The sequence below is a fragment of the Aquitalea sp. FG25 genome, assembly GCF_057809375.1.
The window spans coordinates 67,961-93,619 of record NZ_JBMDJV010000014.1; the positions used below are offsets into that span (position 1 = coordinate 67,961).

Annotated in this window: 28 protein-coding genes; 7 read left to right on the plus strand and 21 right to left on the minus strand. The window is 60.9% G+C overall.

The features are described 5' to 3' along the window. The first annotated feature begins 5 nt into the window (after positions 1–5). The 4 genes from ACODR9_RS13760 to ACODR9_RS13775 are packed head-to-tail and all read left to right on the plus strand — an operon-like array spanning position 6 to position 2,026. Entirely contained in the window at positions 6–389 is a 384-nt protein-coding gene (locus ACODR9_RS13760) for a hypothetical protein (RefSeq protein WP_488809943.1), read from the plus strand. Beyond that, positions 323–715 (plus strand): hypothetical protein, encoded by a 393-nt coding sequence (locus ACODR9_RS13765; RefSeq protein WP_488809944.1) that lies wholly within the window; start codon positions 323–325, stop codon positions 713–715. The genes ACODR9_RS13760 and ACODR9_RS13765 overlap by 67 nt, the downstream gene beginning before the upstream one ends. A gap of 55 nt (positions 716–770) precedes the next feature. Next, a complete protein-coding gene (locus ACODR9_RS13770; protein ID WP_488809945.1) occupies positions 771–1,598 on the plus strand; it encodes a purine-cytosine permease family protein in 828 nt (275 codons plus the stop codon). Continuing rightward, a complete protein-coding gene (locus ACODR9_RS13775; protein ID WP_488809946.1) occupies positions 1,559–2,026 on the plus strand; it encodes a LuxR C-terminal-related transcriptional regulator in 468 nt (155 codons plus the stop codon). The genes ACODR9_RS13770 and ACODR9_RS13775 overlap by 40 nt, the downstream gene beginning before the upstream one ends. A 79-nt stretch (positions 2,027–2,105) precedes the next feature. Here ACODR9_RS13775 and ACODR9_RS13780 read toward each other — a convergent pair whose 3' ends face one another. Beyond that, positions 2,106–2,486, minus strand: coding sequence for a carboxymuconolactone decarboxylase family protein (locus ACODR9_RS13780; protein WP_488809948.1), 381 nt, complete (start codon positions 2,484–2,486; stop codon positions 2,106–2,108). Further along, entirely contained in the window at positions 2,443–2,895 is a 453-nt protein-coding gene (locus ACODR9_RS13785; protein WP_488809949.1) for a MerR family transcriptional regulator, read from the minus strand. The genes ACODR9_RS13780 and ACODR9_RS13785 overlap by 44 nt, the downstream gene beginning before the upstream one ends. Positions 2,896–3,040: 145 nt before the next feature. Here ACODR9_RS13785 and ACODR9_RS13790 point away from each other — a divergent pair, with 145 nt between their 5' ends. Beyond that, on the plus strand, positions 3,041–4,408 hold the full coding sequence (locus tag ACODR9_RS13790; RefSeq protein WP_488809950.1) for a TAXI family TRAP transporter solute-binding subunit: 1,368 nt from the start codon (positions 3,041–3,043) through the stop codon (positions 4,406–4,408). A 1-nt stretch (position 4,409) separates the two neighbouring features. On the opposite strand, the gene ACODR9_RS13795 is transcribed toward ACODR9_RS13790, so the two are convergent. From ACODR9_RS13795 to ACODR9_RS13830, 8 genes are all read right to left on the minus strand, one after another. Continuing rightward, entirely contained in the window at positions 4,410–5,504 is a 1,095-nt protein-coding gene (locus ACODR9_RS13795; RefSeq protein ID WP_488809952.1) for an FUSC family protein, read from the minus strand. 66 nt (positions 5,505–5,570) lie between these two features. Continuing rightward, on the minus strand, positions 5,571–6,770 hold the full coding sequence (locus ACODR9_RS13800) for an MFS transporter (protein ID WP_488809954.1): 1,200 nt from the start codon (positions 6,768–6,770) through the stop codon (positions 5,571–5,573). Positions 6,771–6,904: 134 nt separating this feature from the next. Beyond that, on the minus strand, positions 6,905–7,288 hold the full coding sequence (locus ACODR9_RS13805; protein WP_488809956.1) for a hypothetical protein: 384 nt from the start codon (positions 7,286–7,288) through the stop codon (positions 6,905–6,907). Positions 7,289–7,480: 192 nt separating this feature from the next. Beyond that, complete coding sequence (gene pagP, locus ACODR9_RS13810; RefSeq protein ID WP_488809957.1) at positions 7,481–8,035, minus strand: lipid IV(A) palmitoyltransferase PagP; 555 nt, start codon at positions 8,033–8,035, stop codon at positions 7,481–7,483. A gap of 115 nt (positions 8,036–8,150) precedes the next feature. Beyond that, complete coding sequence (locus tag ACODR9_RS13815; RefSeq protein WP_488809959.1) at positions 8,151–8,516, minus strand: hypothetical protein; 366 nt, start codon at positions 8,514–8,516, stop codon at positions 8,151–8,153. A 135-nt stretch (positions 8,517–8,651) separates the two neighbouring features. Continuing rightward, on the minus strand, positions 8,652–9,581 hold the full coding sequence (locus ACODR9_RS13820; RefSeq protein ID WP_488809960.1) for a CysB family HTH-type transcriptional regulator: 930 nt from the start codon (positions 9,579–9,581) through the stop codon (positions 8,652–8,654). 248 nt (positions 9,582–9,829) lie between these two features. Next, the gene (locus ACODR9_RS13825; protein WP_488809961.1) at positions 9,830–10,867 is read right to left on the minus strand and encodes a substrate-binding domain-containing protein; all 1,038 of its coding nucleotides are present in this window, start codon (positions 10,865–10,867) and stop codon (positions 9,830–9,832) included. Positions 10,868–11,071: 204 nt separating this feature from the next. Next, the gene (locus ACODR9_RS13830) at positions 11,072–12,256 is read right to left on the minus strand and encodes an acetyl-CoA C-acyltransferase family protein (protein WP_488809962.1); all 1,185 of its coding nucleotides are present in this window, start codon (positions 12,254–12,256) and stop codon (positions 11,072–11,074) included. Between the two features lie 229 nt (positions 12,257–12,485). Here ACODR9_RS13830 and ACODR9_RS13835 point away from each other — a divergent pair, with 229 nt between their 5' ends. After that, positions 12,486–12,776, plus strand: a complete 291-nt coding sequence (locus tag ACODR9_RS13835; RefSeq protein ID WP_488809963.1) for a putative quinol monooxygenase — start codon at positions 12,486–12,488, stop codon at positions 12,774–12,776. A gap of 151 nt (positions 12,777–12,927) precedes the next feature. Here ACODR9_RS13835 and ACODR9_RS13840 read toward each other — a convergent pair whose 3' ends face one another. The 3 genes from ACODR9_RS13840 to gntR all read right to left on the minus strand — a co-directional run bounded on the left by ACODR9_RS13840 (position 12,928) and on the right by gntR (position 16,101). Beyond that, a complete protein-coding gene (locus ACODR9_RS13840; RefSeq protein WP_488809965.1) occupies positions 12,928–14,253 on the minus strand; it encodes an MFS transporter in 1,326 nt (441 codons plus the stop codon). 32 nt (positions 14,254–14,285) lie between these two features. Continuing rightward, a complete protein-coding gene (locus ACODR9_RS13845) occupies positions 14,286–14,801 on the minus strand; it encodes a gluconokinase (RefSeq protein WP_488809967.1) in 516 nt (171 codons plus the stop codon). Positions 14,802–15,081: 280 nt separating this feature from the next. Further along, positions 15,082–16,101, minus strand: a complete 1,020-nt coding sequence (gntR, locus tag ACODR9_RS13850; RefSeq protein WP_488809968.1) for an HTH-type transcriptional regulator GntR — start codon at positions 16,099–16,101, stop codon at positions 15,082–15,084. Positions 16,102–16,289: 188 nt separating this feature from the next. Here gntR and ACODR9_RS13855 point away from each other — a divergent pair, with 188 nt between their 5' ends. Further along, complete coding sequence (locus ACODR9_RS13855) at positions 16,290–17,141, plus strand: endonuclease (RefSeq protein WP_488809970.1); 852 nt, start codon at positions 16,290–16,292, stop codon at positions 17,139–17,141. 11 nt (positions 17,142–17,152) lie between these two features. Here ACODR9_RS13855 and ACODR9_RS13860 read toward each other — a convergent pair whose 3' ends face one another. The 8 genes from ACODR9_RS13860 to kdpC all read right to left on the minus strand — a co-directional run bounded on the left by ACODR9_RS13860 (position 17,153) and on the right by kdpC (position 25,653). Beyond that, a complete protein-coding gene (locus tag ACODR9_RS13860; protein WP_488809971.1) occupies positions 17,153–17,554 on the minus strand; it encodes a hypothetical protein in 402 nt (133 codons plus the stop codon). 221 nt (positions 17,555–17,775) lie between these two features. After that, complete coding sequence (locus tag ACODR9_RS13865; RefSeq protein WP_488809973.1) at positions 17,776–18,369, minus strand: C45 family autoproteolytic acyltransferase/hydrolase; 594 nt, start codon at positions 18,367–18,369, stop codon at positions 17,776–17,778. A gap of 36 nt (positions 18,370–18,405) precedes the next feature. Continuing rightward, positions 18,406–18,768, minus strand: coding sequence for a hypothetical protein (locus ACODR9_RS13870; RefSeq protein WP_488809975.1), 363 nt, complete (start codon positions 18,766–18,768; stop codon positions 18,406–18,408). Positions 18,769–18,823: 55 nt separating this feature from the next. Continuing rightward, the gene (locus ACODR9_RS13875; RefSeq protein WP_488809976.1) at positions 18,824–20,278 is read right to left on the minus strand and encodes a biotin carboxylase; all 1,455 of its coding nucleotides are present in this window, start codon (positions 20,276–20,278) and stop codon (positions 18,824–18,826) included. Positions 20,279–20,397: 119 nt separating this feature from the next. Continuing rightward, on the minus strand, positions 20,398–21,339 hold the full coding sequence (locus ACODR9_RS13880; RefSeq protein ID WP_488809977.1) for a carbon-nitrogen hydrolase family protein: 942 nt from the start codon (positions 21,337–21,339) through the stop codon (positions 20,398–20,400). Positions 21,340–21,602: 263 nt separating this feature from the next. Further along, a complete protein-coding gene (gene kdpE, locus ACODR9_RS13885) occupies positions 21,603–22,298 on the minus strand; it encodes a two-component system response regulator KdpE (RefSeq protein ID WP_488809978.1) in 696 nt (231 codons plus the stop codon). Then, a complete protein-coding gene (locus tag ACODR9_RS13890; RefSeq protein WP_488809979.1) occupies positions 22,295–24,991 on the minus strand; it encodes a DUF4118 domain-containing protein in 2,697 nt (898 codons plus the stop codon). Before ACODR9_RS13890 ends, kdpE begins: the two co-directional genes overlap by 4 nt. A gap of 89 nt (positions 24,992–25,080) precedes the next feature. After that, complete coding sequence (kdpC, locus tag ACODR9_RS13895; protein ID WP_488809980.1) at positions 25,081–25,653, minus strand: potassium-transporting ATPase subunit KdpC; 573 nt, start codon at positions 25,651–25,653, stop codon at positions 25,081–25,083. Positions 25,654–25,659 lie beyond the last annotated feature (6 nt).

The window sequence follows — 25,659 nt, forward strand, 5'->3', positions numbered from 1 at the left end:
TGCCGATGAGTGCCAGTCTGTTTGCCCTGCTATTGCTGGCCGCGTTCCTGCATGCCAGCTGGAACGCCATGATCAAGGCCGCGTCCTCGGCCTGGTTTGGTACGGTGCTGGTGGCAGGTTCTGCCAGCTTGCTGGCCATGTGCGCCTTGCCGTGGCTGCCGGCTCCTGCCATGGCCAGTTGGCCGTATATTGTGGCTTCGGTGGCCTTGCAGGTGCTTTATCTGTGGCTGATTGCCCGCAGCTACCGCGTGGCCGACATGGGCTTGGTGTACCCGCTGATGCGGGGTACGGCCCCTTGCTGGTGGCGTTGTGCAATGCCGCCGTGTTTGGCGAGTCACTGGGCTGGCTGGCTATTGCCGGTATCGCCGTGTTGTGCGCTGGTATTCTGAGCATGGCTTGCTCGATGCACAGCGGGCCACGTCATGGCGTGCTGCCAGCCTTGCTCAATGCGGTGGTGATTGCCGCGTACACCCTGGTCGATGGCGTTGGCGTGCGTTTGTCCGCTGCACCGGCCAGTTATACCTTGTGGATTTTCCTGCTGTGCGGCTTGCCCTTGCCGCTGTGGGCAATGCTGCATGCCCCGGTGGCCGTGGTGGCGGCGTTGCGGGAAACCTCCATCCTGTTCGGCCTGTTGCTGGCGCGTCTGTTACTGGGCGAGCGCCCCGGAGGGCAACGCGTGCTGGCGGCCGGGGTGATGCTGTTGCGCCTGGCCTGAACGGTTGGCAGGGCTTCTTGCGTTGGCCAGTTGATCTGTCTTGCAGGAATGCACAGTGTCCAAGCCACCGCCTTCGCCGCCCCAGCAAGTCATCCAGCTGCGTCGTAACTACAACAGCTGGGTAGCGCGTGAATCGCTGGAAGACTACGCCCTGCGCTTTACCACGCGCCGTTTCCGCCAGTGGTCGCTGTGGCGGGTGGCCAATACGGCGCTGGGCGGGGTGGCGTCTTTTCTGGTGCTGGAAGCCGTGGGCGCCACCATGCTGGTGCAAGCCGGTTTTTTCAATGCCTTGCTGGCCATCCTGCTGACCGGGCTGGTGATTCTGCTGGCCGGGCTGCCCATCTCGGTCTATGCGGCCCGCTACGGGGTGGACATGGATCTGCTCACCCGTGGCGCGGGTTTCGGTTATATCGGCTCTACCGTCACTTCACTGATTTACGCTTCCTTCACCTTCATTTTCTTTGCGCTGGAAGCGGCCATCATGGCTTATGCGCTGGAGCTGGGTTTCGGCATTCCGCCGGTAGCCGGTTACCTGCTGTGTGCCTTGCTGGTGCTGCCGCTGGTCACGCATGGGGTGACGGCCATCAGCCGCCTGCAAAGCTGGACCCAACCCTTGTGGCTGTTGCTGCTGGTATTGCCCTATGCCTGTTTGCTGTGGCAGGAACCCGAGGCCCTGCAAGGCCTGTGGCATTACCCTGGTGCGCAGGGGACGGGCATGCAGTTTGATTTGCGCCGTTTTGGTGCGGCCTTTGCCGTGGGCATTGCGCTGATCACCCAGATGGGCGAGCAGGCCGACTACCTGCGCTTCATGCCGCCACGTACCCGTGACAATGCACGCAGCTGGTGGCTGGCCTGCCTGCTGGGCGGGCCGGGCTGGGCCTGACCATCAGCAAGATGCTGACCAACCTGATGGGCGGGGAAATCCGCCTGGACAGCACGCCGGGGCAGGGCGCGCTGTTTACCGTGCGGCTGTTCCTGCCTGCCCTGCACGGCCAGCAAGCCGAACAGGCCCTGCCACGCCAGCAGCGTACCGGCTATCTGGGGCCGCGCCGCCGTGTGCTGCTGACGGCTGGTATGGCAAACCGCGCTGACCCGGCAGTTATTGCAACGCTATTTCGGTGTCGAGGATCAACAGGCCCCGGAATCACTGTGGCGCTGGGCCAGACCAACCGTGACATTGCGGACATCCTTGGCATGAGCCCGCGCACGGTCACCAAGCATCTGGAGTATGTGTTTGCCAAGCTGGGGTGGAAACCCGCACCTCCGCCGCCGACATGGGGCTGGGGCGCGGGCATGCTTAAGGTCCGGTAACACCCCCCCCCGCCGCGGCAGGCTTCGCTACGCGGTTTGCTCAGCGATTGTTAGCCGCACTTGGCCCGAAACTGTCACTTCACAAGCCGTCATGTTCGGCAAACACCTCCTTTGCTGCAAACATGCCGTTGAGCGCGGCCGGAAAACCGGCATACACCGCCATCTGCAGGATGGTTTCGTGGATTTCCTGCTGGCTGAGGCCCACATTGAGCCCGGCGGCAATATGCACCTTCAGCTGCGGTGTGGCATTGCCCAGTGCCGTCAGCGCGGCAATGGTGGCCAGCTCGCGCTGCTGCAGGCTAAGGCCGGGGCGGCAATACACCTCGCCAAAGCCGAATTCGATGATGTAACGCCCCAGGTCCGGGTTGATGTCCTGCAAGCTGGCAATCACGCGTTCGCCTGCCTCTGCGTCGACTTCACGCAGGCGGTTCCAGCCTTGTTGAAAATGTGATTGGGTCATGTGCTGCTCCTGTGCTGTTCGGCTGTGCTTCCGCTTGCAAGGCGCTGGCAAGTTCGGTGTAGAAGACCACTTTGTCGCGCATCACGCTCAAATTGTCTTGCAATGTCGCCAGCCGGTTTTCCAATGTCAGTACATGCTGTTGCAGCATGTGCTGACGCCGGACCACACTGTCCAGTTGCTGGCCGTCGCGGCGCAGCGTGGCGTAGGCCAGCATGTCCTGTATCGACATGCCGGTGGCACGCAAACGCAGCAAGAAGGCAATCCAGCGCTGGTCGGCTTCGCCATAGCAGCGGTGGCCGCTGTGGGTACGGCGGATAGGGTCGATCAGCCCGATGTCCTCGTAATAGCGCAAGGTATGGGAGGACAGCCCGCAGGCCCGCGCCATTTGCCGGATGGTCAGTGTAGTCATGGGGTTCAGCCTGAAGCTTCGAGTGCACTCTAAGTCAAGCCTGATGATAGCGTGTTTGCCGTCGCGCAGATTCGCGCATGCCATGTGGCTGTGCTAGATTGGCCCGCTTGTGCTGTCCGGCCGTATTTTGCCCAGGAGTGGTGCCGTGCTTTCTCCCCGCCAGTTGTTCAAGCGCCTGTCCGGCAGGCTGACCGCCCTGTTTGGCCGCGGCCTGGTGCTGTCCATGTCGTCCATCATGCTGGGCGGTGTATTGCTGATGTTGCTGGGGCTGTGGCTGACCAACTCTGCCGCCCCCACCACCCTGACCATTACCAGCGGTCCGCCGGGCAGCGTGTTCCAGAAAACGGCAGTGCGTTACCAGCAAATCCTGGCGCGCGAGGGGGTGAAGGTGAAGATTCTGCCTTCCGATGGCTCGCTGGATAATCTGCATCGCCTGCTGGATACGCGTCAGACGGTGGATGTGGGTTTTGTACTGGGCGGGGAGGCCGCCAATGTCGACGCCAAGGGCCTGATGTCGCTGGGCAGCATTTCCTATCAGCCGCTGATGGTGTTCTATCGCGGGGCTACACGGCCGTTGTTGTCTGATTTCAAGGGGCAGCGGCTGGAAATCGGCGAGGCGGGCAGCGGCACGCACAATCTGGCGCTAGCCTTGCTCAAGCTCAACGGCATCACCCCCGGTGACGGCACGGTGCTGCTGGATACCGTGGCGGGCAATGCGGTGAAGGCCTTGCTGGACAATCAGGTGGATGCGCTGTTCGTGATGGGGGATTCCACCTCCACCGACCTGTTGCGCCAGCTGCTGCACACGCCGGACATTCATCTTTTCAATTTTGCCCAGGCGGACGCCTATGCACGCCGGGTCAGCTATCTGAACAAGCTCACCCTGCCGCGCGGTGGGCTGGATCTGGGCAAGGACATACCCGAAACCGATACCCAGCTGATTGGCCCCACCGTGGAGCTGATCGCCCGTGAGGGCCTGCACCCGGCCTTGTCCGACCTGTTGCTGGAAGCCGCCCGCGAAGTGCATGGCAAGCCGGGGCTGTTCAAGAAAGCGGGAGAGTTTCCGGTTTTGGTTGAGCATGAAATCCGCCTCAGCCCGGATGCCCAGCGTTACTACGCCTCCGGCAAGAGCCTGCTGTACCGTACCTTCCCCTTCTGGCTGGCCGGGCTGGTGGCCCGCGCCCTGGCAGTCATCCTGCCGCTGGTGCTGTTGCTGATACCGGCACTGAAAGTGGCCCCCGCCATTTACCGCTGGCGCATCCAGTCCGGCATCAATCGCTGGTATCGGGTGTTGTTCGATATCGAGCGCGAGGCGGTGGCACAGCGTACCGTGCCGGGCAAGCAGGAGGAATTGCTGCGCCGGCTGGCCCATGTGGATGCCACTGTCAGCAAGATCGTGGTGCCGGCGGCCTTTGGCGATTTGTTGTACGAGCTGCGCGGCCATATCGACTTTGTCCGCAGCCGCTTGCAGGCCGATGCTGATGTGCAGGGCCATCAGGACCACCGGGCTTGATTCAGCTGCCGTCCTTCACCGGCAGCAGGCGGAGGATCAGGCGGCTGATGCCCTGACGCAAGGCTGGCAGGTGCAGGGCCAGTCCGCCCAGCAGGCCCACCAGGCCACCAGCCAGGGTGTCGTAGAAGCGCGCTTCGATCAGGGCAGAGGCCGAGCCCTGGCCCAGGTGCGCCGCTTCGGCCAGCAAAATCGCCATCGGTGTGATGAACACCGCCGCCATGCCGTAATGGCGTACCACCAGCGTTTCCACCACCACACTGAGCAGCATCACCAGTAGCGACACTGACCAGGCGTTCAGCGGCAGGCTGAATACGCCCCAGGTGAGCAACAGTCCGAGTGCGGTTCCCAGCAGCCGCTGGAACTGGCGGTTCCACACCGCGCGCAGGCTGGCCCCTTGCAGCACGGCCAGGCAGCTGACCGGTACCCAGTAGGGGCGCTGCAACTGCAGCCATTCGGCCAGCAGTAGCGACAGGAAAACCGTCAGGCCGATGATCAGCGCATCCATCACCACAAAGTCGAAATCCGGCGCTGGCAAGGGTTGTACCGGCCTGGGCGTGCGCCAGCGCAGCACATGCAGGCTATAGCCGAAGGCCAGGACACAGGCCAGCAGGCTGCCCATGGCCACCAGGCCAACCCGTAGCGGTATCTCCAGCACGGGTACCGGGGTATAAGCGGCAAGGGCGGCCAGCATCACAAAGAAATAACTGCCCGGTGGTGGCAGGCGGTAAAAGCGGCAGATCATCGTCACCAGAATGGTGATGACAGCCAGTACCGGTGCCGCCGCCAGTGGCAGCAACTGGCTGAGCAGGCCCAGGGTGAAACTGGCGATCAGGCCAAAGCTGCAGGCCATGATGGTGACCATGCGATGGTGCATGGGCGTGGCCGGCAAGTAGAGAAATGCCATGCCGCCCAAGGACGACAGCAGGCCAAAGCCCAGTTGGCCGGACCAGGCGGCAATCAGTAGCGGCAGGCCGGTGGCCAGCGCGGCGGTCAGGGGCATCTGCCATGGTCGGTCGCTGGCTTGGAAACTGCGTAATTGCTGCCATTCGCGGGCAATCAGGGCGCGTATCCGCAATGGTTGTCTGGCTGGCTGCATGGTGAATTCCGTCGAAAACCGTCAAGGTGTTCAGCCTGACGAAAAAGTCAGTGTGTTGGCAAGCGCTCAGTGTCGGGCGGCTGGCAGTGCCACCGTGTGTCGCCGCCAGTTGCTCAGCACAAACAGCAGGGCCATGCCCCACAACACGGACACCATCCAGCCCGAACCGGCATGCTGCATCACCAGCCCGGTGGCGGCAGGGCCCAGGCTGCTGGACGCGTTCCAGCTCAGGGAGATCAGGCTGGAGATGCGCAGCAGTGCCGCCCCGCTGAATTGCTCGCCACTGGCTACCATCGCCAGGGTATAGATGGCACCGGCACACCCCCCCAGCAGGAAGAGATAGCCTTCCCACAGGCCGGCAAGCTGCATCATCAGCGGCATCAGCGGAAGCAACAGGCAGACCAGCATGCCGCACAGCAGATGCACGCGGCGACGGCCAAGGTGGTCGGCCAGCCAGCCAATGCCAAACTGCAGCGCGGCATCGCCCGCCAGCAGGATGGATGCCGACGCCAGCGCGCGGCTTTGGCTCATGCCGCCTTCCATGGCAACCAGCGGCAGAAAACTCAGCATGACAGTATCGAAAGAGGCAAAAAACGCGGTGCCCAGCAGGATGGCAGGTGCGGTGCGGATGATGCCCAGCCAGCTGGTGCTGTTGGCCTTGTCTGGGCTGCCGGTATGGGCGGTGCCGTGCGGCGGGTGTGCCGGGTTGTGGGACTGCTCGGGCCGGGCCAGCAGGATGCCCGGAATGCCCAGCAAGAACAGCGCGCCACACATGAGAAATGCCTGATCAGGCCAGCGGGCCAGCAGGTCGGTGAGTAAGGGGCCCAGTACCTGGCAGGCGGTAAAGCAGGTGGAATAAAGCGCGACGATGCGGCCACGGGCATGGTCGCCGGCCAGGGTGTTGATCCAGCTTTCTCCCAGTACAAACAGCGGTGCCATGGCGGCACCAAACAGGAAGCGTGCCAGCATCCAGCCCGGAATGCTGTACAGGTATTGCAATGGCAGCACCGAGGCGGTGGCCAGCAGCAGGCAGCCCAACATCACCTTGCGCCGCCCCTGCCGTAGCGCAAGTGCCGGTGCCGCCATGGTGGCCAGCACGCCGCCCAGTGCACCGGCAGCAATAGTCCAGCCAATCACTTCCGGGCTGAAGCCACGCGTGGTCAGGGTCAGGGCGGTCAGCGGCATGGTGCTGCCCAGCCCCAGTCCCAGCAGAGCGACGCTGAATATGACGGCAGTGAAATCACGCCATGCGCTGCGTGGCAGCATGAAAGGCTCCGGTGCCAGGTGGGAGTGACAGCCTAGCACAAGGGCATGTTGCTTTGGCACGCAGCATTGGCGGCATGGCTGTACCAAGACCGGGTATGGCCCAAGCTTGGCAGGTCCGCAGAGTGTTTGCTGGTTCAGCGAGGGATGGCGGCTGGGTCCGGCTGGCTTGGGGGCATGGGCTGGGCCAGAATCATGCCGTCATAGTGCTGGCAGATGGCCGGAATGCTGTTGCCGTTGAAGTAAATGGTGGTCTTGTGGCCCACCTTCTTGCCAATGCAGGCCTTGACTGCAGCCAGCGGCGGTTCGTGTGGCGGCGGTGGCATGAAGTGGTCATGCTCGTCTGCGTCGTGCGGCGCGTGCTTGCTGCACGGTTCCTCAGCCGGTGCCGAGGTATCGTCGCGCTTGGCATGGCAGCGGTGCGCTGACGGGGTATCGCTAGGGGCCGAGGGGGCTGCGGCGTAAACGGGATGGCTTAGCAGCAGGGCCAGCGCAGCGCTGGCAAGGAGTGTGTGTCGCATGGTCATTCTGCATGGATGATGAACAATGCAGCTACCTTAATCAGCGGCGTATTGCGTCACAAGCAGGCAGTATCAGGCTTTACACGGCTTTGAGTGAAGCGAAGCCATTTAGCCCCGTTTAACATGCTTTACATGCGGTGGGGCGCGGGGCTGCCGGGCGCCTCCGCACTGGACACCCGGCTTGGTAGACCGTCAGAAATTATAGTGGGCAAAAGTGAACAACACGTTGCCATTGCCCTTGCCGCCGGGAATGTAGGTGCTGTTGATGGTGAACTTGCCATAGCTTAAGCCCACCAGTGGCAGTACGCCTGGGAAGGGGAAGGAGTGCAGGGTATCGGTACGGGAGGTGATGAAGGCGGTGTAGCCGATTTCTGCCCGCCATTCACCGGCACGGGCGAAGGGATGGGTATAGGCATAACCGGCGATGGGCTCTACTTTTTTGTGCGAATCCAAAAACGCCATCGCATACAGGGCATGCCAGTTGTCATTGTCGTCACGCAGGCTGCGTCCCAGGCCAAATCCCCATGGATTTTCGTTAAATTCGGCAATCTTCTCTTTGGTGTAGGCCCAGCGCATGTGGTAGGTGTTCAGCGGCAGGTAAGCATCCAGCGTGCCATCATCCCAGACATGTTGTACTTCATTGCGGGCGCTTTCCCATAGCGAATCGGCATGCGCGGGGGCGGAAAAACTACAGGACAGCACGGTGCCAAGGGCAAGCGCAGTGGTCAGGCGAGTGTGTGAAAACATGAAAATCAACTTGCGGTGTGCTGCAAGCCAGGAGCGCAGCACGGTTTGAAAAAGGGTGGTGGCTGCGGATGTTACCCGTCCTGGTCCGCAGGTCAAGCCTGCACGGCAGACCAGATCAGTGGACTGGAAGTTCCCGCAGCTTGTGTTCGGCACGGCGCATGTTGCGGCTCAGCTGCATCAGGCCAGAGGCCGCGCTGGGGGAGTGGGCATGCAGGCGCTGGGCTGCGGCTTCCAGCAGGGTGACTGCCTTGTTCCATTCGCCAAATTCCAGATACAGGCAGGCCCGCTCGTACAGATTCATGCTGTCTTCGCTGCGCAGCGACAGCTTGACCGGCACGGTGCTATGAATGGTGTTGAGTCTTTGCTGGCACAGAGACTGCACTTCGGGAAGAAACTGTTGGCACAGTTGGCCGGCACTGGCTTGGTCCAGTGCCGGGAGTGCTGTGCGACGAGAGGTAAGGCGGGCAATCAGCTTGAGCATGAAACATCAGTCCTTGCCGGTGTAATGACCGGGTATTCTGTAATTCAGCCTGCAGAATACCCGTCAGACACGTCAACTTGCGGCAAGAAACATCAATTCCTGTAAGGCCATGGTACCGCCTGCCAATGGGCTGCATCAGTCCTGCATAGCCGGGCTGAGTGCACTGCGTACCGTGCTTTCATCCAGGGCTGCCGAGCATAGTTCGATAAATCGGTAGGCATAGCTGCGCAGGTAGTGGCCACGGCGGATGGCGATGCGGGTGGTTTGCTGGCCGAACAGCGGTTCTCCTGCTACCACCGCCACCGACTGGTCGCGTTGCGGGTCCACCGCCATGGAAGCCACAATGCCCACGGCCAGTTCCAGTTCGACGTAAGTCTTGATCACATCGGCATCCAGCGCCGACATCACTATATCCGGCACCAGCCCGGCATGGGCGAAGGCGCGGTCAATCTGGGCCCGCCCGGTAAAGCCCTGGTGATAGGTGACGATGGGGTATTCGGCCAGGGTTTCCAGTGACAGCTGCTGCTGGTGTAGCGGGTGATGCGGTGGCGCAATCACGCTGTGATACCAGCCGTAGTAGGGAAATGACACCAGTTCCGGTACTTCGGCCACGGCTTCGGTGGCAATGCCGATATCTGCCTCGCCTGACTGTAACAGGCGTACCAGCTCTTCCGGGCTGGCCTGATGCAGTACCAGATGCACCTTGGGATAGGCTTTCTTGAACGCGGTAACCACCTGCGGCAGTGCGTAGCGCGCCTGGGTGTGGGTGGTGGCAATGGTGAGCTGGCCTTCGTCACGCTGGCTAAACTGCTCGGCCAGACGCTTGATGTTGCCGGCATCCAGCAGCATGCGCTCAACAATGGTCAGCAATTCCTTGCCCGGATCGGTCAGGCCAAGAAAGCGTTTGCCCTTGCGTACAAACAGCTCGACCCCCAGTTCGTCTTCCAGATCCTTAATGTGTTTGCTGACCCCGGATTGCGAGGTGTACAGCGCATTGGCTACTTCGGTCAGGTTGAAGTTTTGCCGGACAGTTTCACGAATGATGCGCAGTTGCTGAAAGTTCATGCGATTCCCCTGGCGGTGGTTTGCTCATGCAGGGATGGCGCTGGGGTGACACGGTATGCTTGGGCGGGCATGATGCAATCCTGATTTTATATAACTTAAATCAGGATATTTCTGTTTTTTATATAACAAAAATAATATTTGCTTGTTTGTATATGCAATCTTGATATCAGCCGCCATGCGCGCCGGGGGTGTGAACAAACCGGGCCGTGATGGCTGGCCGAAATGAATTCGCGCTTGCTGCGTGCGCGTCAGCGCAGCTGCCAGATAGCACGGTAGGCTTGCTGATAAGGCAGGGTGGCGTCTATTTCCTGTTGGCCCAGCTGCTGCAGCAGCTCGCGGGTGATCAGGATGGGCTTGCTGACATAGCCGCTGGGCTTGGCATTGGCAAAGGCGCGATTCATTTCATCGGCCAGTTGCCAGCCTTGCACGCCCAGGGGTTCGGCTACGGTGGCCATCTGCTGGGACAAGCCGGAACGGATACGGTTGATGGCCTTGCTGGAGCCATCACCCGCCGAGACATTACGGATGTCGGCGCGCCCGGCACGCAGCAAGGGGTAGTTCATTTCGTCGAAATAGACATCATTGATGGCCAGGGTATGGGTCCATTGTCGGCCAAAGCGCTGGTTTAACTGCCGTACCGTGGCTTCCATGCGCTGGTCGGCCTGGTTGATTGGAATGTTCTGGACGGCAAGCAGCTTGCACTCGCTGCAGTGTTCAATCAGCTCCTGCATGTAGCGGGTCTTGCTATTGGCAATGTCGAAGCGTTCATCATTGAAAATGACAACGCCAGCCTTGCCCGCGCTTTGCTGGATGACATGGTTGGCGGCACGGCGGGCCACTTCTTGCGGATCGGTACTGACATTGAAAAACAGACCCGGCACCACGCCAGGCCGAGACGCGGCATGCCAGCCCACCAGCACGATGTGTGCACGTTGAGCTGCAGCCACTTCCTCTGTCAGTTCGCTTGCTTCGAAACCGCCCAGGATGATGCCGTTGCTGTGGCTGGCAATGGCGCTGGCAAAGGCCTTGTGCAACAGAACGTCACTGCCCTGTGCATCCAGCACCTGAATCTGCCAGCCCAGGATGCGGGCTGCGCTGGCAAAGGCGCGGTAACTCCCCCCGATACCACCATTGCGCAGATCCTGGGCGATATAGGTCACCAGATAACGGCCAGGCTGACGCGCTGGGCCGTCACGCGGTCCATCCCAGTTTTGTGCTGCAGGCGCAGCCTGTCCCTGAGTGACAAACAGGAGCAGCAACAGCAGTAGTGCTTTGCGTATTGCCATGGCTACCTTCCGCTATGGAGTCCGTAATGAGCTTGGTGTGTGGCCTGTATCGGATTGGTCTGATTATGACTTGGTAATTGTCTGATTTTATATGGAAAGAAAGCAGGGTATGGCAGAGATTGCGTGCTGGCTTGCGTTAGCGCAGACGGTTCGATGAAAAACCGCCCGGCTGGCGGGCGGTGCAGGCTTATCGGGTTGGCAGAATCAAAGCCGTTCGAAAATGACGGCAATACCCTGACCACCGCCAATGCACATGGTAGCCAGTGCATAACGGCCATTGATGCGCTGCAATTCGTATAGCGCCTTGGTGGCAATCACACCGCCGCTGGCACCAACCGGGTGACCAAGCGCGATGGCTCCACCATTGGGGTTGCAGCGTGCCGGATCCAGACCCAGTCCCTTGCACACGGCCAGCGATTGCGCAGCAAAGGCTTCGTTGGATTCGATCACGTCCATCTGCTCCAGACTCAGGCCTGCGCGTTGCAGTGCGGCGCGGGTGGCCGGAATCGGGCCTTCGCCCATGATGTGATTGGGAACGCCACATATCGCATAAGACACAATCCGTGCCATCGGCTGGTGGCCGGCTGCTGTTGCAGCATCGGCGCTGGCCAGTACCAGGAAGGCGGCACCGTCATTGATGCCAGAGGCGTTGCCGGCGGTTACCGAACCATCCTTCTTGAAAGCCGGTTTCATCTTGGCCAGTGAGTCTGGCGTGGTGGCGCGTGGGTGTTCATCGGTATCGAACACCACCTCGCCCTTACGGGTCTGGCTGACAATGGGGACGATCTGCGAGGCAAAGCGGCCATCGGCAATTGCCGCTGCGGCGCGCTGTTGCGAGACAAGGGCGAACTGGTCTTGTTCTTCACGTGTCAGCTGCCATTTTTCCACCAGGTTTTCGGCGGTAATGCCCATGTGGCCGACACCGAAAGGGTCGGTGAGGGCGGCGGTCATCATGTCCAGCGCCTTCACATCGCCCATGCGTGCTCCACTGCGTAGCTGCGGCAGCAGGTAGCCGCCACGGGACATGACTTCCACCCCGCCGCCGATGGCATAGTCACCGTCACCCAGCATGATGGCCTGGGCGCTGGAAACCACCGCCTGCAAGCCTGAGCCGCACAGGCGGTTAACCGCCATGGCAACCGATTCCATCGGCAGGCCGGCGGCAATGGAGGCCAGCCGGGCGACGTAGGCGTAGCGGCTTTCGGTAGGAATGCAGTTACCTACTGTGACATGGTGGATCAAACTGGCATCCACACCAGAGCGGGCAATGGCTTCCTTCATTACCAGGCCGCCAAGGTCGGCGGGTTCCAGGTGGCTCAGTGCGCCACCAAAGGTGCCGATAGCCGAGCGTACTGCGCTCAGGACTACGATATCGCGTTGTTTCATCATCAGTTTCTCCCGTGTTGTTCTGCTGATGCACTGCATCAAATAGCGTGTTCACAATACCAGCCTCTGTGGTGACATGCCAGCAAGCGGTTGCTAGGTTATCCATGGCAGGTACTGCCGTGTTTTGTGGCTGGTTGCGGGTGCGGTTTCCATCAATCACGCAGTACTGCCAGCGTGCAGTCAAGTAAGATGCAGCTTTCAATCATGTCGATCAGAGCCAAAAGGAGTGATGATGAGCGTCTTCATTTTTGCCACGCTGCAATGCAAGCCCGAAAACGTGGCTGCCGTGCGGGATGCCATGCGCGGCATGCAGCGCGATAGCTTGGCCGAACCTGGCTGTCAGCTGTATCAGGTGCTGCAGGAAGCAGACAGTGCAGTGATGCTGCATGTGTTTGAACGCTATCAGGACATGGCGGCACTCGAGGCGCACCGTGCTTCGCCGCACTATCAGGCCTACCGCAGTTGGGTGGCGGACAAGCTGGCCGCACCAGTGCAGGTAAAACAGCTGCACGCGCTGGATTGAACAGCAGGCCGCTACCGGGTGTGCTGCCCGGAGGCGGCTTTGGCGATCAGCTTGTGCTCAGGTGCATGATTCCTTGATCAGGCGGCGATGCCTTGACAGCAAAACGACCCGGCTGGGCGGGTCGTTGGCAATACTCAATGCAACGGGGCGCTTAGCCTGGCTGTCCCGTCTGGCGGACTGTTTTGGCAGAGGGCTCGGGAATGGCCTCGATACGCCCTAGCAGAAAGACAAAGGCGATCACGCCGATGATCAGCATCACCCCGGCCACCAGAAAAGCATTGGTAAACGAGTGGGTGCTGCCAACGATGTAGCCGGTGACGATGGGGGCAATGGCTCCCATCATGTTATTGGCAAAATTCATGATGCCACCCACGGTGCCGGTACCGCCGCGCGGAGCAATCAAGGAGGGGAGCGACCAGCCAACCGGCGCAGCTGCCGCCAGGCCACTTAGCGCGATGGTAATCCAGATGATGGCAATGGTCGGGTCGTTGGTTGTGGTGGTGCCAAATACCGCCAGCCCCAGCAGCATGCCACCCAGCAACACACCCTTGCGGACGCGGGTTTCGTCATGGCCGCGACCAATCAGATGGTCGATCAGCCAGCCGCCCACCAGCAGATCCGACAGCGTGGCAAAAATCCACGGAATGGCGGCATAGCTGGCCGATTTCAGAATGCTCATGTGCATGGTTTGCACTAGATAGCCAGGCAGCCAAGTCAAAAACAGATAGAACACATAACCATAGGCGGCAAAGCCGATGGACAAACCCCATACCTTGCGTTGCTGCAGCAGGTATCCCAGCATGGCCAGCGAACCGGCCTGGCCTGTGCCTTCTGCTGCGGCACCGCCGTCCACGATGTAGCGATATTCACTATCGGATAGTTTGCTGTCCTGGCTGGGGTCCCGATAAATCAGGGTGAAGGCGATAAAGTAGGCCACGCTGAGCAGGGCGGTCAGGCCAAAACCCCAGCGCCAGCCCAGATGCACCACGGTAAGGGCAACCAGCGGTACGCCAATCACATTGGAAAACTTGGCTGCGGCATCAAAAATGGCGGTGGCCATCGCCCGTTCACGGCGTGGAAACCAATAGCCGGTCGCCTTGGCACTCACCGGAAAACCGGGTGCCTCGGCAACACCCAGCAAGGCGCGTGCGGCAAAAATGCCGCCAAAGCCGCCGGCACAGGCGGTCAGGGTAGAGGCCACCCCCCAGAGGAGGGCACCCCAACGGCCTACACGGGTTACGCCGAAGCGGTCCAGAATCAGCCCGGTCGGAATCTGCAGCAGCGCATAAGTCCAGAAAAATGCGCTGAACAATAGCCCAAGATCACTGCTGGAGAGATGAAATTCCTGTTGTAGCTGTGGTGCCGCCACCGACAGGCTGATGCGGTCGAAATAATTGACCAGCACACCGATGCCCAGCAGTCCGCCGATGCGCCAGCGCCGTTGGGCTGGCTGCTGCGGTTTTGATTGAGTTGTCACCTGAATTCTCCTCTGTCGGGATGTTGTTGTGTTTAGGACGTGCGTTGTGAAATGTGTTGCAGCACCTGTTGCAGCAAGTCGGGCAAGGGCTGGCTGATATCCAGCGTGATCACGTTTTCGCTAGCGGGGTGTGGCGCTTCCAGATCGGCAAACTGGCTGTCCAGCAGCGATGTCGGCATGAAATGCGCGCTACGCGCCGCCATGCGTTCGGTAATCAGTGGCTTGCTGCCGGCCAGGTGCACAAATAGCAGCTGCGGGTCGCCATGGCGCAGCGTGTCGCGGTAACGCTGCTTGAGTGCCGAGCAGGCCAGTACCACGCCTTGCTCCTGCGCCTTGCTGCGGGCGAGCTGATTGGCCAGCACGGTCAACCAGCCAGCACGGTCGGCATCGGTGAGGGGAATGCCGGCAGCCATGCGCGCAATATTTTCCGGTGGGTGAAAGCTGTCGCCTTCGATGTAGTCGGCAGACAGGGCCGCCGCCAATGCCTGGCCAAGGCTGCTTTTGCCGCAGCCAGCCACACCCATGACAACGATGTTGGGAATATTCATGTTAGCGCTAACAAAAATGGATAAATAAAACTGCTCTATGGCAAGTGTGCGGATGTTAGCGCTAACAGTTGTGGCTCAGCAAAGGGTTTTGATGTTGCAAGGCAGCAAACGGTGGCGGGAGTACTGCAGGAAAGAGCCGGGCGCTACAGTTTGGCGCCGTTGTGAACGGTGTAACTGAATTTAATGATTACAAATCAATGGCTTGAGTTTGTTCTTTGCTGGCGATGGGCAGGCTGCTGCGGCAAGGCTTGCTGTGGTATTTGCGGCATGATGCCGCTGCTCAGGTACTGCTGCGCTGCTGTAGCTTAAAGCCCAGATCAAGCCGGCCATGGCTAAGCGGCTGGCCTTCTATCTGTTGCAGCAACATGCGCGCGGCGGCCTGGCCGATTTCAAAGCGCGGGGTGGCAATGCTGCTTAGTGGCGGGGTAGTCCAGGCGGCGGGTTGCAAGTCGTTGAAACCGCCGATGGCCAGTTGTGCTGGCAGGGCAATGCCGCGCTGCTGGCAACGTGCGATAGCGCCGATGGCCAAATCGTCATTGCAGCAAAAAACAGCATCACAAGACGGATGGGCGGCGAGCAAGGCATCCAGCATGTCGGCACCCATCTGCATGCTGGATGGTGCCGGGTCCAGCCACTCCAGTGCCGGGTTGTAGCAGCCGGCCTGCTGCAAGGCCAGGCGATAACCGGCCAGTCGCTTCATCACCCGTTCATCCAGCTGGGCGCCCATGAACGCAATGTGGCGCTTGCCGCGCGCCAGCAGGTGCTGTGTCATGCAGGCAGCGGCCGCCTCCTGCGAAAATCCCACGCAGGGCCGGCCATCCTCGCTCAAATCCATCATGTAAACCGCAGGCAATGCCTGACGCTCGACGATCTGACGGAAGGCCGCATGCTGGGTAAGGCCAGTCACCAGCAGTCCATCAGGGCTGTGCTGCAGATAGGCGCGCAGCAGGGCCAGCTCTTCATCGCTGCTGTAATGGGTGTTGCCGATCAGCATCTGGTAGCCGGCTGCCTGCAGTACCGCTTCAATCCCGGCCAGTGCATCGATGAATACGGTATTGCTTAGCGACGGAATCAGTACCAGCACGGTGCGGGAGCGGGCCGATGCCAACTGGCGGGCCGAGCGGTTGGGCACATAGCCCAGTTGCTCCACCACCTGCATGATTTTGTCGCGCAGGGCAGGGGAGACTCTATCCGGCGTATTGAGTGCGCGGGATACCGTAATGGCGCTGACGCCGGCAGCCTGGCCGACATCATGCATGGTGATGCCGGAGCCGGCGCGCAGGCGGGGTTTTCTCGACATGCTGAACCTGATTTGCTGTAAGAATGCTGGCGACATTGCCGTGGCCGGATTGTAACGCAGCTGGCGCTTTTGCTGCGGACTGGCTGCAGCCCTGCGTGGTTTGAAAATGTTGATACTGCGGTTATAGTGCCCCTCCCAAAAGTACAGGAGGCGGCAAGACCTGCATCTGGTCTTGCCACAGGACAGAAATGAGAAAGATGGTATGTGCCTTGTTGCTGCTGGCCATGGCGGGCTGCGACAAGGATGGCGGTGTCAGGCTGCCGCGTGAGGTCAAGGCGCTGGCTCAGTTAGGCGAAACGGTGGTACGGCAACTGGGGGGCGATGCTGGTCATGCCACCGCGACGGCGGGCGGAAGTGACAAGGTGGCGCTGTCTGCGCTGGTAGGGGGTGACAAGGCGGTGGGGCATCGCGATTTCAACGCAGCCAAACGTGTTCTGCCCAAGGTGTTTGCCGGTATGCAGGAGGACTTTTACTGTGGCTGTGCCTATCAGGGCAAGGCGGTGGACTGGCTATCCTGTGGCTATGTGCCGCGCAAGAATCCGGAGCGGGCCAAGCGCATAGAATGGGAGCATGTCGTACCGGCCTGGGTGCTTGGCCACCAGCGCCAATGCTGGCAGCACGGCGGCCGCAAGAACTGCACCAGTAGCGATGCCGTATTCCGTCAGGCGGAGGGCGATCTGAACAATCTGGTGCCTGCTGTGGGCGAAGTGAATGCGGACCGCAGCAATCTATCCTATGGTGCCTGGGCAAAACAGCCGACACGGATCTACGGCCAGTGTGGCACGGTGGTGGATTTTGCCGGCAAGCGGGTACAGCCGCGTGCGGAGGTACGTGGCCGAGCTGCACGCATCACCCTTTACATGCACCAGCGATATGGCCTGAACATGAGCCGGCAGGACCGGCAGCTGATGTGTGCCTGGGCCCGTCAATATCCGGTAGATGGCTGGGAAACACGGCGCAATAGCCGGGTAATCAGTTTGCAGGGCGAGGGGAATTATCTGGTCAGCCAGCCGGAGAGGCTGGCTGAAGTCTGCCAGTAACACGGCAAGGCTCAGGCCTGTTTGGCGCTGGCCTTGCTGCTGCGTCGGCTGGCTGCGGGCTTGCTGTCTTCAGTGGCTGCCGGAGCGGCTGTATTGCTATCTGTCTCTGTGCTGACCGGTTCCACCTGTGTGCTAGTGGTGGTATCGGCGCTGGCATCCACACGCAGGTCGGGGGCAATTTCGGTCAACAGTTGTTCCAGCAGCTTGCTGCGGGCGGCAATATGGTGATCGAAGCGCCAGTCTTTCAGCAGATCCAGCGCCACTTCAAAGTAGCGCATATCGATCTGGTACAGGCTGCCAAGGTCAAACGGACGCCCCATTTCCAGCGCTGCAGCCAGATCCTTGAGTACCCGGACTTGTTCCGGGTCCTGGTTTTCTTCAATGAATCGGCGGATTTTCTTGGCGGCATTCATGGTGGCATTCCTTGCTGAGACGACGGATCAGGCGGTGTAAACCATAACTGATAACAGTGACTGATAATGGTTAAACCGTGCTAAGTGTGCCACAGCTGAGGTTTGTCTAATGTTACCAATTTATGACATGGAGGTTTCATGCCATTTTTTAACAGAATTTTTCAGCTGTTTGTATTGCCAGACACAACGGCCTGCCGCCAGTTGCCATGGTCTGGCTACGGTCATGTCAGGTGATTGGCATCAAACCTGACATGCAGCAAGCCTGGCTCCGGAGCCAGGCAGTGCTGGGACCAGCGCATGTCCGGCCATAGTAGTTCTGCCATCAGGGTTTGCGGGTGGTAGGCCGCCGTGTACAAGGTGCCATAGCCGCGCCCATACGCGGTCTGGAACAGTGGCGGGCGCAGCAGGGTGCGCAATACTTCGTCGGCATGCCCCGCCTTGCGCACGCTTTGGCTGAGCATCCATTCGCGCTCTTCCGACAGGGTGGCGCGGGCATGGGCCAGCCACTCCACGCCATGCTGGTGATTGGCCACTGCGGGTTGATATACCACTTCGGTGGCGCGGTCCGGGGCAACAAATACGGTGGCCCATTGGCAGTGCCGATCCAGCAGGCTGATGCTGTAAGTCATGTGGACGGGCAGGCGCTGCAAGATGGCGATGGCTTGGGCGGTATTGGCGGCTGTTTCCAGCACATAGCGCATGACCAGCGGAATGCCAAAGCCTTCGCCCACTGCGGTACGGCCACCAAAGGAGAGCGAAATCGCCAGGCCATCTTCGTTGATGCCATCCAGCACCCCCCACAGGCAGTCGCTCATGGCCAGTACCCGGCGGCCCAGCCAACTGCTGGACAGTCAGATTCCTTCCAGCAGGCCGGGTGCGTAATCGTAGTTACGGGCCAATAGCGGGCCTTCCTGTCCGCTTGGATCCAGCCAGATGGCCTGGGCGCAGCCGGAGATGTAGGAAGGGGGACACCACTGCGCCAGAAAGCGGGCTTCCAGGTCGCCGCCACCAGCCAGTTCGCACAGTGTGGCGTACAGGCCGGTCAGTTCCGGCATGTGCTGTCGCAAGGCACGCCGTCCCGCCAGGAAAGATGAGCGGGCGCGGTATCCATCGCGCAAAAACCATTGCTGATAGGCAGGCCAGCGTTGTTGAAACAGTGATTGCCAGCGTGGGCCGGGCGTGTCTTCCCGGATCGCTTCGAATGTACAGCGCATGCGTGGTACCGGATGGGTGGCCAGCACGCCAGGTGCTGGCCACAGGTGGCGGGAGTTACAGAATCTTGAAATTGCCGGGGGCGGGGACGCTTTCCTCGTGTACCGCCATCACCGGCTTGGCGGCGTAGTATTTCTTGATGCCGGCAATCCAGTGGCGGGCGCGCTGGTTGAGGCTGAAGTCATCGCACATGGCACGGCCCCGGGTGATGAGAATGCCCAGATCTGCGCCTTCGTAACGGTAGTCGCCAGGGCCGCTGATACGCAGGAAGAAGGCTTCGTTTTCGGTGGCGATGTCCTGGCGCTGGTAATCAAACCGGTGATAGGACACCGAGCCGTCTTCCGCCATGCGATAAATGCCGCTGGCGGGCGCATGGGTGATGATGTCGACATTGCTGGCGGTGTGTTTGATCACCAGCTGGCTCCAGCTGTCGATGAAGGCCGGATTGGCCCAGCGCGTGTTCAGCTCCTCCACGTCCAACTCATAATCGATGCCGGAAAACTCCAGCAGGTGGAACAGGAAAAGCGGCACGTCGGCATAAGCAAAGGCGGCGTGGTTGGTCATCGGGCTGGCACCGCAGATGCGTGGATTGAGCTCGCCCAGATATACCTCGCCGCTGTCCTGGTCGATCAGGAAATCCAGATCGAAATAGCCGCGATAGCCTTCGGCCATCAGTTGCTGGCCAAAGCGGCTGGCCATGTCACGCGCCTTGGCACGCACTTCTTCGCTGAAGGCACCGGGGAAGATTTCATTGCCACACCAGCCGCCGCGATACGGGGTGAGTTCTGCTTCGCCCACCACTTCGGTCAGCAAGGGCCCCAACAGGGTGCCGCTGCGGGTGGCACAGGCTTCCAGCGTGGCACCCCGGCAGTTGATGCGCTTCATGATCTTGACTTCCGGGTCGCGGATGATTTCCTCGGCATGACGTTCGAAATCGGCTGCGCTGGCAATGAAGAAGGTGGTGTGGCCAGAGTCGCCAAAGGCGGTTTGCACCACCAGTTGCTCGCCCAGTTGGTGCGCGTCGGCAATCTCGCGCAGATGGGCATAGCTGTCTACCTTGCACAGGGCATTGGGGACCGACGGCACCCCCGCCTTGTTGCCGATGCGTACGGTTTCCATCTTGTTGTCGCAGCGGGCGCGCAGGGCGGCGCTGGGAAACCACAGTTCGATGCCCAGCTCGGCGCACAGCCGTTCGGTTTCTTCATCGAACATCAGGAACACCGCCACCGGGCGGCCACCAGCACGCTCGATATGGTCTACCACGTCCTTGTGCTGCAGCAGGTAGTTGTTGATGTCTTCGATTGACTGAAACGGCTCGTGTGGCAGCTCTGGCGGCACAAACACATTGGGATGGCGGCCATCGAAACAATCAATGTAATTGATGTATTGAAAACGGCTGACCCACTGGTCGATGCCCAGCAGATTGAAGTTGGTGGCGCTGATGAAATAAATCGGCCGCTCGTTACGGTGAAACAGCAGGCGCAGATCGGAAATATTGCTGACTTTTTGCATGGGGTGCTCTCCCTGAGCGGCTCGCGGTGGTGTTGTTGCTGTGACTGGCCAGTGGCAGTAGCGGCGGGCGGCTTGCAGCCAGTACTGCCAGCAGTGGCGGAGCAGCGTGCGGTAATGCATTACTGGTCCTGCGGCGGCTGCACATCATCAGCCGTGGCCTCTGCGGCGGCGGAAACCGGGCCACCGGGGCCGGATAGTTCGGCGTGGTCCTGGTCTTCCGGTTTGCGCAGCGGTCCCAGTTGGTACAGGTAGCTGTCCAGCCCGCTGTCGCGCTGGTAGACGGCAAATTCACAGCGGCGGTCGCGGAAGCTTTTCAGTGGCTGTCCCAGCCCGCGCAGGCCGCGTTCGCGTTCGCGACGTACCTTGTCGAAGTCGATTTCCACCGGAATGATTTCCGCACCCGATCCGGCCTGGTGCATGACATAACCGGAGGGGTCCACCACGATGGAGCGGCCTGTGCCGCCATCGCCCACGCCGTTGATGTCGAAGAAGTACAGCTGGTTGGTGGCGGCGGCACTGCGGGCAATGGCCAGCTCCACCTCGCGGTCGATGGTGTCGGTCATGGTGGGATGCAGGATGACCTCGGCACCCATGGCGGCCAGGGTGCGGGTGGTTTCCGGAAAACACATGTCGTAGCAGATGGAAATGCCGAAGCGGCCAGCACCGGGCACATCGAACACCACAAAGCGGTCGCCGGCACTGATGCCTTTTTCGTAGGGCAGGAAGGGAAACAGCTTGCTGAAGCGGGCGACTACCTCGCCCTGCGGATTGATCACCGGGCTGGTGTTGAAGATCTGGCCATCACGCTGTTCAAACAGCGAGCCGGGTATCAGCCACAGGCCATGACGGGCAGCCAGCTGGCACAGCCGTTCTTCGGCGGCGCCGGGCAGGGTTTGGGCCAGCAGCGGGTTGGGGCCGAACGCAGCCAGTTCGGAGAACAACACCATGTCGACCCAGGGAAAGCGGTGTTTGACATGGGCCAGGTAATGCCCCATGCGGGTGATGTTTTCTTCAAAAGCAGAAACCGACATCTGGATGCCGGCAATGGCAAAGCGTTTCACGTTCTCTCCCGGTGAAATGCCGCCTGGAGCTGCCGGGGGCTGGCAGCGCAAGGGCAGCAGGGAGAGAAGTCTACAAATTCGTTAAATTGGCCAGAAATAGCCGAATTCTGATTCTTGCATTAGGAAATGGCTGATCTGTCACTGGGCTGCATGGCTGTCCATGTTGATCGGCAATGACCAGGCAGCGGCGTATGCCAATAGTCTGCCAGCGGTGCGGGAGAGGTGGGCCGGCCAGTGTGGCCGGTGGTGGTGTGCGGCGGGGGTCAGGCTTCCAGCAACCGGTAACCGACGCCGGTTTCAGTCACGATGTGCTGCGGCATGGCGGGGTTGTCTTCCAGCTTTTGCCGCAAGTGTCCCATGTAAACGCGCAGGTACTGGTTGTGTTCGGAAAAGGAAGGCCCCCACACCGCCAGTAGCAGTTCGCGATGAGTGATGACCTTGCCGGCATTGCGGATCAGCGTGGTGAGCAGACGGTATTCGATAGGGGTGAGGTGTACCGTGGCCTCGCCCTTGTACACGCTGCGTGCCACCAGATCGACCTTGATGTCGCCAAAGGCAAAGGATTGGGCCGGGGCGGCACTGCCATTGCCACGTCGGCGCAGCAGCACGCGGATGCGCGCCATGCATTCGGCCACGCCAAACGGTTTGGTCAGGTAGTCGTCAGCACCGGCATCCAGTGCCAGTACCTTTTCTGTTTCCTGGGTGCGGGCGGACAGCACCAGGATGGGCAGGTCGGTCCACTCGCGCAGCTGGCGGATGACGTCGATACCGTTCATGTCCGGCAGGCCCAGGTCCAGAATCACCAGGTCCGGCTTGCGGGTGGCCACTTCAATCAGGCCTTGTTTGCCGGTATCGGCCTCGTGGATCATCCAGTTGTCGCCATCCAGTGCCGATGCCAGAAAGCGGCGGATCGGCTTTTCGTCTTCGATGACCACCAGCTTGACAGGGGTTTCACTCATGGCTTGATATCCTCTTCGCCGGGCAAGGCCGGCATGGGGCTGACGGGCAGGGTGAAGCAGAATTGCGCCCCGTGGGGCTGACGGTTGCTGGCCGCTATGCTGCCGCCATGGGCTTCGACAATGCTGCGGCAGATGGCCAGGCCCAAGCCCACGCCCGGGGTGGTGGACTCGCTATTGCCCCGACTGAACTTGTCGAACAGCTTCTGTTCCAGCCCGCTTGGCAGGCCGGGGCCGTCATCTTGCACGCAAACGCGTATTGTAGCGCCCTGAGTATCGGCCTTGAGCGTGATCTGGCTGGCGGGTGGGGTATATTTGGCAGCATTTTCCAGCAGATTAACCAGCACCCGCTCAATCAGCACGGCATCGTACTCCAGTACTGGCAGCTCATCCGCCAGTTGCAACTGCAGCGCATGTCCTTGCAGCGTGCGCTGGCAAGCACGTACTGCGCTGCCTACCACATCGTCCAGCAACTGCCATTCGCGGTTCAGCTTTATCCCGGATTGCAGTCTGGCCATATCCAGCAGATTGGTCACCAGATGATTCATGCGCAGTGATTCTTCCTGGATGGACTGGGCGATGTCGGCCTGCCTGGCTGCATCAACCTGACCTTCAGCCAGCAAGCTGGACAGGCCCACCAGGGTGGTGAGCGGAGTGCGCAAGTCGTGCGAGATAACCGACAGCACGCTGTTACGCAGCCGTTCAGACTCCATGGCGACGATGGCATCCTGCGCTACTTCAACGTAGTGCACCCGTTCTAGCGCCAGGGCGATTTGTGCGGCACAGGTTTCCAGCAGGCGTTGCTGTTCGGGCAGGAAAACCTGATCCAGTTGTTCGGGCAGTACGGCCAGTACGCCGCGATTGCGCATCGGGGCTTTCAGCGGCAGATACAGCATGGCGTTGGCCGGCAGGGTTTGGGTGCCCAGGCCTGCCGCCTGTTGTTTGTCGTATACCCATTGGGCGACCCCCAGATCCGCCTGTGCCGTGCTGTCGTTTTCGGCGTGCAGCTGCTCTTGGCTGTCTGGGGTGAACAGCACGATGCTGGCATTGAACAGCGGTTGCAAGCGGCTGACCGCGATGTCGATGATCTGGTTAGCAGTGAGTGCGCCAGCCAGCTCGCGGCCCAGTTCGTACAGGGCGCGGGTACGGCGTTCGCGATAGGTGGCGATGGTGGCCTCAAAGCGCAGCCGGGCAGCCAACTGGCTGATGATCAGCGCCACGGCAAACATCACGGCAAAGGTCAGCAGGTACTGGGTATCGGAAACAGACAGCGATAAACGCGGTGGCACAAAGAAAAAGTCGAAAGTGGCTACCGCGAGCAAGGATGCCAGCACCCCCGGGCCACGGCCAAAACGGACGGCAACCAGCACCACGGCCAGCAGGTACAGCATCACCACATTGGACAGGTCGAAAAAGGGCGTCAGCAAGCTGACCAGGCCGGTGGTCAGCAGGCAGGCCAGGACGGCGGCCAGATAGCCATGCCCCTGCTTTTGTCGGCTGGCTTCACCAAACAGCAGGCTGTTGAAGCCATCGGGCCGGGCGGGTGTTTCGTCGCCCAGCTCATGCGAAACCACATAGACATCCACATCATGGGCGTGCCGTGTCAGTTGCTCCAGCAAAGGCCGTTGCATGATGCGGCGCAGCTTGCTGGCCGATGATTTACCCACCACCAGCTTGGAAACATTGCGGCTGCGGGCATAGGCCAGCAGGGTGGAGGCCAGATCGCTGCCCCCCAGCACGGTGGTTTCCGCGCCCAGCTCCTGCGCCAGTTTCAGTCCCTTCATGATGCGGACGCGTTTGTGTTCCGGCAGCCGTTGCAGCGCGGGGGTCTCCACGAATACGGCAATCCAGTCGGCATCCAGGCTGGCAGCCAGCCGCTTGCCGCTGCGTACCAGTTTTTCCGTTCCTGGGCCATGTCCCACGCAAATCAGCAGGCGTTCGCGGGCATGCCACACCGGCTTGATGGACTGGTCGGCACGGTAGGCGCGCATTTGGGCATCCACCCGGTCGGCGGTACGACGCAGGGCCAGTTCGCGCAGCGCCAGCAGATTGCCCTTGCGGAAGAAGTTTTTGACCGCGCGTTCGGCCTGCTGGGCCAGATACACCTTGCCGGCTGCCAGTCGGGCCAGCAGTTCGTCTGGCGGCAAGTCCACCAGTGCCACTTCTGCTGCCTGATCGAACACGTGATCGGGCAGGGTTTCGCGCACCACGATGCCGGTGATCTGGCCCACCACATCGTTCAGGCTTTCCAGATGCTGCACATTCAGCGTGGTGTAGACATCGATACCGGCGGTCAGCAGTTCTTCCACATCCTGCCAGCGTTTGCTGTGGCGCGAGCCAGGGACGTTGGAGTGGGCAAATTCGTCCATCAGGATCAGTTCGGGCTGCCGTGCCAGTGCGCTGTCCAGATCAAACTCGGCCAAACTACGGCCCTTGTATTCGATCTGGGTGGGGGGCAGTACTTCCAGTCCCTGTAGCTGGGCTTCGGTTTCCTTGCGGCCATGGGTTTCCACCACGCCCACCAGTACCTGGCAGCCTTCTAGCTGGCGCTGACGGGCGGCGCTGAGCATGGCATAGGTTTTGCCCACCCCGGCACAGGCACCAAAGAAGATTTTCAGGCGGCCACGGCGGGCGGCCAGTTCTTCCTGTTTCAGTTCATCCAGCAGGGCATCGGGATCGGGGCGGGTATCCGTCATGTTTGGTCCATTATTGCGTGCGGCGGTACAGGGGCGGCACCGGGGCGGCACCGGCCTGGCCGTTGCCGCCGATCAAGCTGGCGTCGGGCTTACTTCACTGCATCCAGCGCCAGGTTCAGTTCCAGCACGTTGACACGGGGTTCACCCAGCAGGCCAAAGGTTTCGCCGATGGCGTGATCATCCACCAGTTGGTGCAGGCGTGCCAGCGGCATGCCACGTGCGCGCGCCACACGCTCCAGCTGATAGTAGGCGGCAGCCAGTGAGATGTCCGGGTCCAGCCCGCTGGCCGAAGCGGTGACCAGATCAACCGGTATGGTACCGCTCTGGTCCGGATGCGCCTTGCGCAGCCGTTCGATATTGGCCTTGACCGCATCGCGCTGGGCCGGGTTGGTGGGGCCGAGGTTGGCGCCGCCAGAGTTGCCGGCATTATAGGCTTGCGGGCTGGTGGCGGACGGGCGACCCCAGAAGTAGCGCATGCTGCTGAAGCTTTGGCCGATCAGGCGGGAGCCGATGAGCTGGCCTTTGTTTTCGATCAGGCTGCCATTGGCCTGCTGCGGAAACAGTGCCTGCGCCAGTGCCGTGGTCAGCAGCGGGTAGGCCAGGCCGGTTAGTAGCGACAGGGCGGCAAACAGTACCAGGGCAGGTCTCAGAATCTTGCTCATGATGGA

Excerpts from the sequence above, each read along its gene's own strand:
- ACODR9_RS13760 (WP_488809943.1), top strand. The coding sequence starts at position 6 with ATGAGTGCCAGTCTGTTTGCCCTGCTATTGCTGGCCGCGTTCCTGCAT.
- ACODR9_RS13780 (WP_488809948.1), bottom strand. The coding sequence starts at position 2,486 with ATGACCCAATCACATTTTCAACAAGGCTGGAACCGCCTGCGTGAAGTC.
- ACODR9_RS13785 (WP_488809949.1), bottom strand. The coding sequence starts at position 2,895 with ATGACTACACTGACCATCCGGCAAATGGCGCGGGCCTGCGGGCTGTCC.
- ACODR9_RS13795 (WP_488809952.1), bottom strand. The coding sequence starts at position 5,504 with ATGCAGCCAGCCAGACAACCATTGCGGATACGCGCCCTGATTGCCCGC.
- ACODR9_RS13800 (WP_488809954.1), bottom strand. The coding sequence starts at position 6,770 with ATGCTGCCACGCAGCGCATGGCGTGATTTCACTGCCGTCATATTCAGC.
- ACODR9_RS13805 (WP_488809956.1), bottom strand. The coding sequence starts at position 7,288 with ATGCGACACACACTCCTTGCCAGCGCTGCGCTGGCCCTGCTGCTAAGC.
- pagP (WP_488809957.1), bottom strand. The coding sequence starts at position 8,035 with ATGTTTTCACACACTCGCCTGACCACTGCGCTTGCCCTTGGCACCGTG.
- ACODR9_RS13815 (WP_488809959.1), bottom strand. The coding sequence starts at position 8,516 with ATGCTCAAGCTGATTGCCCGCCTTACCTCTCGTCGCACAGCACTCCCG.
- ACODR9_RS13820 (WP_488809960.1), bottom strand. The coding sequence starts at position 9,581 with ATGAACTTTCAGCAACTGCGCATCATTCGTGAAACTGTCCGGCAAAAC.
- ACODR9_RS13825 (WP_488809961.1), bottom strand. The coding sequence starts at position 10,867 with ATGGCAATACGCAAAGCACTACTGCTGTTGCTGCTCCTGTTTGTCACT.
- ACODR9_RS13830 (WP_488809962.1), bottom strand. The coding sequence starts at position 12,256 with ATGATGAAACAACGCGATATCGTAGTCCTGAGCGCAGTACGCTCGGCT.
- ACODR9_RS13835 (WP_488809963.1), top strand. The coding sequence starts at position 12,486 with ATGAGCGTCTTCATTTTTGCCACGCTGCAATGCAAGCCCGAAAACGTG.
- ACODR9_RS13845 (WP_488809967.1), bottom strand. The coding sequence starts at position 14,801 with ATGAATATTCCCAACATCGTTGTCATGGGTGTGGCTGGCTGCGGCAAA.
- gntR (WP_488809968.1), bottom strand. The coding sequence starts at position 16,101 with ATGTCGAGAAAACCCCGCCTGCGCGCCGGCTCCGGCATCACCATGCAT.
- ACODR9_RS13855 (WP_488809970.1), top strand. The coding sequence starts at position 16,290 with ATGAGAAAGATGGTATGTGCCTTGTTGCTGCTGGCCATGGCGGGCTGC.
- ACODR9_RS13860 (WP_488809971.1), bottom strand. The coding sequence starts at position 17,554 with ATGAATGCCGCCAAGAAAATCCGCCGATTCATTGAAGAAAACCAGGAC.
- ACODR9_RS13865 (WP_488809973.1), bottom strand. The coding sequence starts at position 18,369 with ATGAGCGACTGCCTGTGGGGGGTGCTGGATGGCATCAACGAAGATGGC.
- ACODR9_RS13870 (WP_488809975.1), bottom strand. The coding sequence starts at position 18,768 with ATGCGCTGTACATTCGAAGCGATCCGGGAAGACACGCCCGGCCCACGC.
- ACODR9_RS13875 (WP_488809976.1), bottom strand. The coding sequence starts at position 20,278 with ATGCAAAAAGTCAGCAATATTTCCGATCTGCGCCTGCTGTTTCACCGT.
- kdpE (WP_488809978.1), bottom strand. The coding sequence starts at position 22,298 with ATGAGTGAAACCCCTGTCAAGCTGGTGGTCATCGAAGACGAAAAGCCG.
- ACODR9_RS13890 (WP_488809979.1), bottom strand. The coding sequence starts at position 24,991 with ATGACGGATACCCGCCCCGATCCCGATGCCCTGCTGGATGAACTGAAA.
- kdpC (WP_488809980.1), bottom strand. The coding sequence starts at position 25,653 with ATGAGCAAGATTCTGAGACCTGCCCTGGTACTGTTTGCCGCCCTGTCG.